13 protein-coding genes and 3 tRNA genes are annotated in these 11551 nt (G+C 30.0%); 9 read left to right on the forward strand and 7 right to left on the reverse strand.

Annotated features, from left to right (window positions below):
• Positions 1 to 179 precede the first annotated feature (179 nt).
• Positions 180 to 914: a Fic family protein gene (locus tag CRN98_RS15245; RefSeq protein WP_097028283.1), complete on the forward strand. Its 735-nt coding sequence runs from the start codon at positions 180 to 182 to the stop codon at positions 912 to 914.
• Between the two features lie 70 nt (positions 915 to 984).
• Here the strand turns inward: CRN98_RS15245 and CRN98_RS15250 are convergent, their stop codons facing one another.
• Positions 985 to 1629, reverse strand: coding sequence for an NAD(P)H-dependent oxidoreductase (locus CRN98_RS15250; protein WP_097028284.1), 645 nt, complete (start codon positions 1627 to 1629; stop codon positions 985 to 987).
• 16 nt (positions 1630 to 1645) lie between these two features.
• On the reverse strand, positions 1646 to 2110 hold the full coding sequence (locus CRN98_RS15255) for a flavodoxin family protein (RefSeq protein WP_097028285.1): 465 nt from the start codon (positions 2108 to 2110) through the stop codon (positions 1646 to 1648).
• 229 nt (positions 2111 to 2339) lie between these two features.
• On the opposite strand from CRN98_RS15255, the gene CRN98_RS15260 reads away from it, so the two are divergent.
• The gene (locus CRN98_RS15260; RefSeq protein ID WP_097028286.1) at positions 2340 to 2966 is read left to right on the forward strand and encodes a tetratricopeptide repeat protein; all 627 of its coding nucleotides are present in this window, start codon (positions 2340 to 2342) and stop codon (positions 2964 to 2966) included.
• A gap of 77 nt (positions 2967 to 3043) precedes the next feature.
• On the opposite strand, the gene CRN98_RS15265 is transcribed toward CRN98_RS15260, so the two are convergent.
• On the reverse strand, positions 3044 to 4432 hold the full coding sequence (locus CRN98_RS15265) for a DUF4317 domain-containing protein (protein WP_097028287.1): 1389 nt from the start codon (positions 4430 to 4432) through the stop codon (positions 3044 to 3046).
• A gap of 430 nt (positions 4433 to 4862) precedes the next feature.
• Here CRN98_RS15265 and CRN98_RS15270 point away from each other — a divergent pair, with 430 nt between their 5' ends.
• From CRN98_RS15270 to CRN98_RS15295, 6 genes are all read left to right on the forward strand, one after another.
• Positions 4863 to 5198, forward strand: a complete 336-nt coding sequence (locus CRN98_RS15270) for a hypothetical protein (protein WP_097028288.1) — start codon at positions 4863 to 4865, stop codon at positions 5196 to 5198.
• A 43-nt stretch (positions 5199 to 5241) separates the two neighbouring features.
• Entirely contained in the window at positions 5242 to 5559 is a 318-nt protein-coding gene (locus tag CRN98_RS15275; RefSeq protein ID WP_097028289.1) for a hypothetical protein, read from the forward strand.
• Positions 5560 to 5668: 109 nt separating this feature from the next.
• Positions 5669 to 6553, forward strand: a complete 885-nt coding sequence (locus tag CRN98_RS15280; protein ID WP_097028290.1) for a metallophosphoesterase — start codon at positions 5669 to 5671, stop codon at positions 6551 to 6553.
• 86 nt (positions 6554 to 6639) lie between these two features.
• Positions 6640 to 7572, forward strand: a complete 933-nt coding sequence (locus tag CRN98_RS15285; RefSeq protein ID WP_097028291.1) for a DUF4351 domain-containing protein — start codon at positions 6640 to 6642, stop codon at positions 7570 to 7572.
• A gap of 150 nt (positions 7573 to 7722) precedes the next feature.
• Positions 7723 to 8514, forward strand: a complete 792-nt coding sequence (locus CRN98_RS15290) for a site-2 protease family protein (protein ID WP_097028292.1) — start codon at positions 7723 to 7725, stop codon at positions 8512 to 8514.
• A gap of 289 nt (positions 8515 to 8803) precedes the next feature.
• A complete protein-coding gene (locus CRN98_RS15295; protein ID WP_097028293.1) occupies positions 8804 to 9520 on the forward strand; it encodes a hypothetical protein in 717 nt (238 codons plus the stop codon).
• A gap of 170 nt (positions 9521 to 9690) precedes the next feature.
• Here CRN98_RS15295 and CRN98_RS15300 read toward each other — a convergent pair whose 3' ends face one another.
• Positions 9691 to 10800: a DUF362 domain-containing protein gene (locus CRN98_RS15300; protein ID WP_097028294.1), complete on the reverse strand. Its 1110-nt coding sequence runs from the start codon at positions 10798 to 10800 to the stop codon at positions 9691 to 9693.
• 152 nt (positions 10801 to 10952) lie between these two features.
• Here CRN98_RS15300 and CRN98_RS15305 point away from each other — a divergent pair, with 152 nt between their 5' ends.
• A complete protein-coding gene (locus CRN98_RS15305) occupies positions 10953 to 11177 on the forward strand; it encodes a hypothetical protein (RefSeq protein ID WP_097028295.1) in 225 nt (74 codons plus the stop codon).
• Positions 11178 to 11226: 49 nt separating this feature from the next.
• On the opposite strand, the gene CRN98_RS15310 is transcribed toward CRN98_RS15305, so the two are convergent.
• From CRN98_RS15310 to CRN98_RS15320, 3 genes are all read right to left on the reverse strand, one after another.
• Positions 11227 to 11301, reverse strand: a tRNA-Gly gene (locus tag CRN98_RS15310).
• Positions 11302 to 11337: 36 nt separating this feature from the next.
• Positions 11338 to 11421: transfer RNA gene (locus tag CRN98_RS15315), tRNA-Leu, on the reverse strand.
• Positions 11422 to 11434: 13 nt separating this feature from the next.
• Positions 11435 to 11510, reverse strand: a tRNA-Lys gene (locus tag CRN98_RS15320).
• Between the last annotated feature and the right edge of the window lie 41 nt (positions 11511 to 11551).

Below are 11551 nucleotides of genomic sequence, written 5' to 3' on the forward strand. Positions count from 1 at the left end.
AATGGGGCCAGACCCCTGGGAAAAATAGTAAGTACCCCAGGGGCAGAACCATAAAATGGATATGAATGTGTTATAAACGTATAGCTTTGATGTTATTTTCTTAAAAATGGTATATAATATAAGTATTAATAAAGATAAAATTCATAAAAATAAAATTTTATTTTGTAAAGGTGATAGGTATGTTTAAAGATATAGATACAAAGAAAAGAATACTTGATAGTAAAAGACCCTTTAATGAAATGGCTATTAAAAATTTAAAGAAATACTTTGATGTAGAGCTTACATATAATTCAAATGCTATTGAAGGGAATACTCTTACAATTACAGAAACTAAAGTTATTTTAGAAGATGGTATTACCATTGGAAGAGGGAAAACACTTAAGGAGCATCTAGAAGTAATTAATCATAAAGAAGCTATTGATTATATTGAAGATATAGTCAATAGAAATATGGATATTGATGAAAATGTTATAAAAGACTTACATTATATCATTCTTAAAAGTATAAACAATGAAAATGCAGGGAGATACAGAAAGCTTAATGTGCTTATAAGTGGTAGTAATCATAGGCCACCAGAACATTTCTTAGTTCCAGAAAAAATGGAGGAACTTATTAAGTGGTACGATGAAAATAAAAATAATTTACATCCAATAATACTTGCAGCAGAGTTTCATCATAAATTTACTTTTATACATCCTTTCATAGATGGAAATGGTAGATGTGGAAGACTTCTTATGAATTTAATTCTTATGAGAAATGGATATCCAATAACTGTTATAAAAATGGAAGAAAGAAATGAATACATGAGTGCTCTTGAAAAGGCTAGTGTTAAAAATGATTTAAGTGATTTTATTAATATTGTAGGTGACGCAATAAATACAAGTTTAGATACATATCTGTATATAGTAGGATGAGTAAAGTAAGCACCCCAGGGTGCTTACTTTAAATGGAATTATACTTTTCTTTACCAGCATTTCTTTTCTATTATACAAATGGTTTATCAAAATTTTTATCATAAGCACCATTTTCTTTTAAAAATTTATCCCAGAATACTTTGTTTAAACCTAACTTAGCAGCAAACTTCATCGTTGCAAGATTAAATCCTTTAAGTTCCTGGGGCCTTTTAAAATCCTCAATAATAGTTTTATCGAAGCTGTGAGTTTGCTCATATATTTCACCTAATCGTTTTAATGACTTGAACAGTTTTTTTGTCATGAAGCTTGGCATCATATAAACTCCTGCTGAGTTTCCTTTAATTACTGTTCCTAAATAAGTTCTATTAAGCTCCTTTGAAAGTGAACCAAAGTATTTTTCTGCATATTTGTATTGATTTGATTCAGGGAAACCACCTTGCAAAATAAAGCCTATAGATTTATTTTCAGAAGGCTCTGCAGGCTCTAGCCACTCAATAAATCGCATAGTAACCCCAGGCATACTATGAATATAAAGTGGAAGTACAAAGATAATGGTATCAAAGCCTTTAACATACTGCGCAAGAGCTTTATGCTCTTCTTTGCTAATATACTTTACCTGACAGGGAGATTTCATATCGCTTATAAAATGCTTAATAAATATTTCAGAATTACCATTTTGCCCTTTAGGAGAACCATTAAGAATTATTGTACTCATATATCCCTCCGCTAAATTATTCCCTATACTCTTCTATTTTTTTAACTGTGACATTTTTAGATTCAAACATATCAAAAGTACGATAAATATAGTCCTTTAAAATTTGCTCACCTTCATCAGTTTTAAAATTACCTTCATAATAAAATTCTATATCAGGATATTTTCTATACCTCGGCACATGCCTTGATTCTCCCTTTGATACTTCAACATAAGGAATAAACAAGGGAATAATTCTATCAAAAAGGCTTTTTAAATTTCCACTTACAAAACCTTTTGTAACCTTAGAAAATATAATCACCTTATCTGCTTCTAAGTACTTAGAATAAAATTCATCTAAATCTTTATTTATGCATCTTCCAGGGGTTTTCCACCAGCAGCTCCAACAACCACAGCAATCTTTAATTTGATTTTTATTAAGGTCTAATTCATAGATGGAATCTACTTCGTAACCGTCTACTTCTTTTATCACAACAGTTTTCATCATTCACCTCTTAAATATATTCATGGTATATATTTATTCTTTAAGAAATATATATAAAACTGTATTTGATATAAACTTAAAAGTTTTAATTAATTTTGTAATAAGATTATAACTTTTTATTGAAAGGAATATATAATTGTTTAGTATAAATTTTATATACATTCATATTAAATTCATAATATTACTATAAAATTATCAGTTGGACTAAGAATTTTAAGGAGGTATTTAATTGACTAAAAAGAAATATGGAAAACCAAAGAGTGTTATAATAATTTCAACCTTTTGTGTGCTTATAGCTGTTTTTATTATAGGCTATGGGATTGGACTAATTATTGCAAATGGCTCTGATAAAAGTCAGGCTAACAATGAGATAGTAGATCTTTCTAAGAAAAATACAGAGCAAATTTCTGAGGGAAATAATAATTTGGATAAGGAAAACACTGAAACACATGAGGATAATAAAAGTTTAGATAAGAAAGATAATGTATCCAATGAAGATGATAAAAATACTAAACAACAATTAGATGATACAAAATCTGGACAAGACCAGTCTAATAAGGATATTGATGTATCTAAGCTAACTACAAAGGAAATATGGGACATATATAATGAAGGGAACAGATTATATAAACAAGGAAATTATGAGAAAGCTCTACCAAAGCTAGAAAAGTCTTATGAAATTAAGCCAGATTCAAATCTTATGCCTTGGATTACTTATCAATTAGGGAACTGCTATAAGGAACTTAATGATAATGCTAATGCTCTAGTGTACTTTAAGAAGGTAATAAAAAACTATCCAAGCTCTCAATTTGTTGCTTCCGCTGAGAGAATGATAAAGGCAATAGAAAGTAGATGAATAAAGAGCCAATGCTTAATCTCATAAGCATTGGCTTAAAATTTCCATTGGAATGGGATCAGACTACATTTCAGGAATTAAATTAGATCATCTAAGCCATTAACTGTAGTTTGTTCATTCTCATTAATAGGAATAACTATGCATTTTTGCCCATCAATTATTTGAGATTTTATTTCAGGTATTTTTTCAGGCTTTACTTGAAGTATAACATCATACTCAGGAGTAACTTTATCATCTCCTGAATTTGTGTCTTCAGCTTCTTCTAAATTAGGTTCTAAATGTTCTTCTGAAGTACTTTTCAAAGTTTCTTCTAAAACTGCATTATCATCATTAACTTCAGAATCTTTAATTTCTGTAGATAACTGGATTTCATTATCTACAGCAGCCTCTTGTTTAATTTGATCTAGTCTAGTTTGAAGTATTTCTACCTGCTTCTTAAGGGCTTCTTCTTTTTTTATTTGCTCATTTGCTTTAAGTGCCTTTGCATCAATTAAATTTTCTGCTAAAGGAAGGTCATCACCAAAGTTTTCAACATAGCACTTTTCAATCCTACTAGTAATTTCTTCAGAAACTCCACTTTCTATTAAAAGGGTTTGTACATCATCTTTTGTTAATGTTATAGGTTCAGAATCAGTATCATCATATATGGAATTATGTTCATCTATCATAGTATTTAAGTTTTCTTGTATTTCCATAAAAATTTTATGAGCCTTTTCCTCATCAGCGCTAAAGGAATCTTTAATAATTGATTGAAATGTTTCCTTTTGTATAGCAACAGTTTGTCTTGAATAACAACCTAAAGCATTTTCCATTAATTCAGGATGTGTATCCTTTGCATTTTTTGTGTAATACATAATGGAGTTAACATCTGAGCTGCGGTCAATAAATGCAGGAAACACAAATCCATTAGCTGGAGCACCAACTACCCAATCTCTAATACGTGCTTGTATTTTGTTTTCTTCTTCAAAGTATCTAAGACCAGGATCTGAAAGTGAAACAGGACATATGGCACATAACACATATTCATATACTTCTTCAGATTCATCTATCTTTGCATTATCTTTAGTTTTAGTAATAACATCGTAAGCGTCATGAAAAACAATTATCAAAAAATTACCAGTATAATCATAATTATTTATAATCGATTCATAAAAATCATCAAGGATAGCATCATCCTTTAATTGACTGTTTTTAAGCTGCATAAGAGAAATTTGTCTTTCATTTATAAGGTCTTCATTAACTGGGAAGTTAAGTTCTAAAATATTATTCCCAATAGTTCCAGACAGCACTTTTTTAGCAATTTCTAAGTACTTAAAGTATTCATCCTCATCCAAATTTAGAAAGTTTTCTCTAAATTTTAAAATAATATGTTTTTCTCCATTAACATAGCAACCACACATTTTAGTGAAGGTGCAATGATCTTTTTTAAAACGTTTTTTTAACTCAAGTATATCTTTTTTTCTCATATCTAAACCCCTCAATCCAGTAATTTCTATTTGTAGTTATTAATTATAAGGAAACTCATTGTCATATTCATTCCAATGAGTAAGTTCGTGTAAGCCAAATTAAATATTTGGACGCTCACTTAAGTATAGTATTTTTTTTATATTAATTAAAGATTTTATTTTGGAATAGGGGTCAGGTACCTGGGAAAAATAGTAACAAATTTGCTTGGGTGAAATCCCAAACATGGGAACAGTTATTATTAAGCCACTGGGACAGGGAAGGGGATATCCATATTATTTGATACAAAAGGCCAATGCTTAATAACAAAGCATTGAGATTTTTTTATTGCAAAAATTTTGTTGCATAAGTTTAGTGGACAAGTTAAAAGTATATATTATTTCTAAGAAATAAGTAAAGACTATAAGAAAAGATAATAAAGGAGGTCAGACAATGACTGCAGATGATTTATTGTGTAATACTTGGCATGACGTTCTCATAGAAAAAGGATTTGATTCTTCGGAGGCTAGAAGTCTTATAGGATTTATTTCTTGGAATAAGGGCGATGAATTTGTTCATTTAGGAAAAGAAATCACAGAAATATTAGCGGGTCATGAAGGTAAAGTCTTTGCAAAGGATGCGGTTAGCAGCTCATATGGAGATAAAGCACTGCTATTTTTTGATAAAGACATACCTGAAGAAACGGCTAGCAAAATGTTTGAAGCTATAATGAATTATGAACAAAAGGAGGTTTATTCTTCTGAAGAGGTTTTGCAGGAATTGCATTAGGAGGATAACCTCAATTTTCATATAGGAAAGGAGGCTGTTTTATATGAGCAGATTTAATCCAGATGATTTTGAGAAAATATTAGATAGTATAAGGAATAAAATAAGTGATTTTGTTCAATGTGATGACATAAGATCTATAGAAAGCAACTTTAATACTAAAGCTATGATATTTAGAAGTGATGGCAATAAAGATGGAACAATTATAGTTGGAGAAGATAATGGGAAAATTGCAGTGGATATAAGCATAACTGATAATGTTGTACGGAGTTTTATCCTTGGAGGTAAAGGGGATAAAGAAGGAATTAAAAATATAGCTTACTGGTTTCAAGAAAATTATAAATTAGAAGAGAGCCTTAGATAGGACTCTCTTTTTTTACATGTGGCTTTTATTTTTGCGATGCATATAATGATATATCAATAATTTTCGGAGTTGATATATCATATTTAAAAATAATATTTTAAATAAAGTAATGGAAAAATCGCCTATTATTGAAATAAATGATAAGTCAAAGATAGTCTTAATAAGCGATTGCCATAGGGGAGATGGAAGTTTTAAGGATAATTTTCTTCCAAACTCTAATATTTACATTACAGCTTTGAATTATTATTATGACAATGGATTTACTTATATAGAAATAGGTGATGGAGATGAACTTTGGGAAGTTAGAAAAATACAAGATATATATGAGATATATAAAGATATTTTCCAGTTGCTTTTAAAATTTAAAGAACATAATAGACTTTATATGATTTACGGCAATCATGATGAGGTGAAAAAGAGACCCAGTTTTAGAAAGAAACTATGTAAGAAAAGGGATGAAAATGGAGAAGAAAGCTGCCTCTGCAAGCTTTATAGTAACTTAGATGTATATGAGGGGCTAGTACTTAGATATAAAAGTAATAATATGGACAATAAAAACATGGACTTTTTTGTGACTCATGGAAATCAATTAGATTTTATAAATTATAATTTAAGTTTTATCACTAAATATGTTGTTAGATATATATGGGGTCCTTTAGAAGCAAACTTTGGTTTTAGGAATAATACTAGTCCTGCAAAAAGTAATACTAAAAGAGATAAAGTAGATAAAAAAATAGGAAGGTGGGCAAAAGAAAATAATCAGCCTATAATTACTGGGCACACCCACAGAAGTAAGTTTCCCGCACCATCAAAGGTTCCCTACTTTAATGATGGATGCTGTGTTATGCCTTATTCTATAAGTGCTATTGAAATAGAAAATGGGGAAATAGCTCTTATAAAGTGGAGTGTAAAGGTAATGAAAGATGGAGTGTTAGTGGTAAAGCGGGAGATTATAGGCGGGCCAGAAAGGATAGAAAGTTACGGAGATAGGTAATTATATGAATACGAACAAATGTTTGTATAAACTCTTCTGATATGGAAATAATAAGTAATATAAATAAGTAGAAAGAAGAGATGATTATGGATTATAATAAGGTAGAGGATGCTGTTTTAAAAAAGGCAATGGAATTTTTTAAAGATAATGCCGTAAAATTTTTCGGAATTGATACTAAAATAATTGCTCCAGCAGAAACAGAAAACAAGAATATTGATATTAAAACTAATTATACAGATTACTTATTTTATACAGAAGATGGATCGTATCTTCATTTTGAATTTCAAACAACAAACAAAAGAGAAGACTTAAAGAGATTTTTATATTATGATGCATCTTTATTTTATAAGGAAAAGAGAAAAATTAGAACAGTTGTTATATATTCCGCTGAGATAGAAAATGTAGAAACGTACATAGATGCAGGAACAATAAAGTACAATATAGAAGCTTTTTATATGAAAAGTTTAAATGGCGATGAAAAACTAGAGTATTTAAGAGAAAAGATATCAAAAGATGAAAAATTAACTGGAGAAGATATATTAACTTTAACTTTTATACCACTTATGAATGGAAAAGAAAGTAGAAGCAAGAGAGCCTTAGCAAGCATAGAATTAGCAGATAAAATACCTGAAAGTAATGAAAAATTACAATGCTTAACTTTACTGTATGCATTGTTTGATAAGTTTGGAGATGAAATTTCAAAAGAAAAATTTAAGGAGGTTGTAAGCATGACTGAAATAGGTAAAATGATAAGAGATGAGGCAATTAAAGAAGGTATGGAACAATGGATAAAAGAAGGTATAGAAGAAGGTAAAAAAGTAGGCATAAAAGAGGGTAAAAAAGAAGGTAAGGCAGAGGGGAAAGCTGAAATTCTTATAAAGCAGCTTATCAAAAAGTTTAAGTCTATGCCCCATGGATATATAGAAAAAATAAAGGAACTGCCTGAAGAAACTATAGAGGTAATAGCTACTGATATTTTTGAATTGGAAAATATTAGTGATTTGGAAAAATACTTTTAAATATCACAAAAGAAGCAGTAGGGAATCTACTGCTTCTTTTATTTAGGGTCGATTAAATATCCCTCACTTACATGCTTGTGTATAGAATGTCATAGAAAAACTATATAAATCATAAAAATAAATATAACATGTTATTATAGGGGAGCGGTAATGGAGATTACTATATTATTTATTTTTATGTATGTGTCTATATTTTTACATGAACTGGGTCACTTTTTAGCAAGTAAAATTTTTAATGTTAATGTACTTGATTTTAGTATAGGATGCGGGCCTAGTTTTTGTAAATTTAAATTTAGGGGTACAAAATTTTCTTTTAAACTTTTACCACTTAGAGGATATATAAGTTATTCTGAAGATGAAGTATTAAAATTAAGTATTCTTAAAGATTGGATTATTTCATTATCAGGGGTTTGTATTAATTTTTTAATAGCTATTCTTTCTTTATCACTTGCTTTCAATAGGAATATTTTCGAAGTAGGGAAAATATTTTTCACTAAAATTTTAATTCCCATAACCTCATTTATGGTTAATTTTGATAATTATTTTGGGGCAGATATGAGTTTAAAGAATTCTTTAAGCTTAATGCCGGATCTTACTTCTTCTAGTGACTTATGGCTTCTGTTAGCTTGCATTAATTTATGTTTATGTATATTTAATTTATTACCTATTCCTATTCTTGATGGAGGGCAAATAATAATGACTATAATTAAAAGGCTAAGCCGTCGTTTAGGAATACCAAAAAAATATTTTGATAAAGTAGTTAATATTGTCTACGCAATATGCTGGGTACTAATTATTTCCCCTTTATTTATAAATGGATTTTTAGCAGCTGAAAATCAAGTTGTATTTTTTATTTATATAATAATGGGAGTTTTAACTGCATACCTTATACTATTACTTAAGCAAACGGATATTTACAAAAAGACTTTAAAAAGAACTTAGTAGTTGTTAGTTATTGAGAAAATAGGGTAAATGAGATAACACAAAACATAACAGCATGAAAGATGTTAAGTAATGGATGCTATATGCCAAGTGCATGATAAATGGTTATTCTATAAGAAAAGCACAGCCTTTGCCATGCCACGAAAAGCCCATAAAAGAGGTGTTAAAGGTATATATCATATACAGCATATTAACTATAAATCAGTGACATGGAAATAATTTTAGATTAATCCTCTGTACTATATTTTATAATCCTATTGGAAACATTAAGTGTAGAGAGGGTGAAAATATGTGCAAGAAGATTACTTTGGGTTGTTTTATGTTTCTATTAATAATTACATTTAAGTTCGAAAACATTTATGCAAGAGACCGAGTGGTACTTTTAAGCATACCATCTGATGTGTGGCATCAAAATATTTATTTAATAGCAGATAAATTAAGTTGGATAGAATATAGGAACTTTACCGTTCAAGTTGGTGATAGGGGTGAATTTATTTATAATTTTCCTAATTGGTATCATGGAAAATATGACCCTGCATTATATAAAGAAGATATAAATGGTGATAAGTTAGAAGATATCATTGTAGTGCTAAATAATGATATTGCTGGTTATGGAAAGCCTGTTAAAGATATTCATATACTAAATCAAATACATGACCCATACAGAAGATATGAAGAGGCAATAGTTGAGCCTATAGAGGTTACTGTTAAAAATCATGTGAAAATAGATGAACATGACAACAAGGTATTTATATATGTTGATAAAAATAAATACAACATAGACCTTTCTAAATATAATTATACTAATCCTCGTGAACCTTATGTTAGTATTAAGTCTGTAGAATATTTTATAAAAAACGGAAAGCTATTAGCAACTGCTGATGTTTATGTAGCTCGAGATAATAGTGTTTATGGTGGTCTCATAGGTTATTTAAATATTGAATACTTTTGGGATGGAAAAGTCTATAAATCAAAGTCGATAATATTTAATGAACAATCTTCTTAAAACGTGAGTTAAGGGAACTTTTTAACGAGTTCCCTAAAAATATAGCATATTATCAATACTATTCTTTAACAGAGCCTAAAATTAAAATAAAAGAAGAGAATTTCAGTAATTATGATGGTAATAAAGTTTATTTAGAAGAGAGCTTTAGTTAGGGCTCTCTTATTTTAATTTTATATTGTTATTAACTCATAGTCTAAAGTACCTATACCTAATTCTTCAGCATGTTTTAATCCAGTTTCCCAATTTGTATTTGAGTGAACATGATTAAATTTATCGTGACCTTCATGATAATGCTTATCTGAAAGTATAGACCCAGTAGTAACTGGAGCTTTGTTTACCAAATCAACACTAGCTTTATCTAGTGCAACAGGATCAAAGGATGCAGCTATGCCTATATCAGGTACAATAGGTAAATCATTTGAGTTAAAACAATCGCAGTCAGGTGAAACATTCATTATAAAATTAATATGGAAATTTTCTTTACCATTTATAACAGCATAAGTATATTCGGCTATTTTTTCATTGGCAGTGTCCGCTGACTCATTCCAGATAACTTGTGCTGAGTCAAATTGGCATACTGCAACACATTGGCCGCAGCCTATACATTTACTGTAATTTATAGCAGCTATTTTATTTTCACCTAGTTCTATAGCGTTTTGAGAACAACTTTTTACGCATTGTGAACAAGACTTGCAGTTTTCTTCATTTATTTTAGGTTGAGAGGCTGAATGCATTTCTAGTTTTCCACCTCTTGATCCAGAACCCATGCCTAGGTTTTTTAAAGCCCCGCCAAATCCAGTCATTTCATGACCTTTAAAATGGTTCATAGAAATTACAATGTCAGCATCAGCTATAGCGGAACCTATCTTTGCAGTTTTGCAGTGTTTCCCATTAACCTCAATTTCTCTATACTCTGTTCCTTTAAGGCCATCCGCAATAATTATGTTGCAGCCTACTGTTAATGGATTAAAACCATTTTCAAAAGCTGCAGTCAAATGATCGATTGCATTAGATCTTCTACCAGTATATAAAGTGTTAGAGTCTGTTAAAAATGGTATGCCTCCTAAATCATTTATAACTTTTACAAGCTTTGCAGCATAATTGGGTCTTATATAAGCTAAATTTCCTGGTTCCCCAAAGTGGATTTTTATTGCCACAAATTTATTTTTAAAATCAATACCTTCTATACCAGCTTTTTTTACTAATCTTTCAAGTTTATCTAATAAATTCAAACTTGGTTTAGTTCTTAAATCTGTAAAATATACCTTAGACTTTTCCATAAAGTCCCTCCTAATTATAATTGCTAAATATTTCAATATTTTTAGTATAAATATTACAATAAATAAAATCAATAGTATTTTAAAATGTGTTATAAAAGAATAGAATTTGTTAAATCATAAATTCATAAATAAAATAGAAAGGAGATTAGCATATGGAAGAAAAATTAATGATTAATGAATTAATAAATGCACTTGAGGCAAAGGGTGAAATAAGTATTAACGATGGAACAGAAGAATTTTTTATTCAAAATGTAGATGATAAAGAGGGTTATTCCTATGTAAGCAGTACAAATGAGGAATTTGCCAGTAGCAGGGCAGCTGTAAATTGGGCAATTGAAAAAGTTAATGGCATCGATAATATAGTGACTTGGAAATAACAATAAAAAAACACAAAGGAATCTTACCCTTTGTGTTTTTTATTACCTATGGAGCGGAAGACGAGATTCGAACTCGCGACGTTCACCTTGGCAAGGTGACGCTCTACCACTGAGCCACTCCCGCAAATAAGCTTATCTTATGCGTTAAGTACAATTTAATTGGTGCAGGTGACAGGAGTTGAACCTGCAAGCCATAGGCGCTAGATCCTAAGTCTAGTGCGTCTGCCAATTCCGCCACACCTGCATATTAAATTTAATGGTGGCTCACCGGGGAATCGAACCCCGGACAACATGATTAAAAGTCATGTGCTCTACCAACTGAGCTAGTGAACCATGGCTGGGATAGCAGGATTCGAACCTACGAATGCGGCAGT

The organism is Clostridium peptidivorans (assembly GCF_900205925.1).
GTDB lineage: Bacteria > Bacillota > Clostridia > Clostridiales > Clostridiaceae > Clostridium_AK > Clostridium_AK peptidivorans.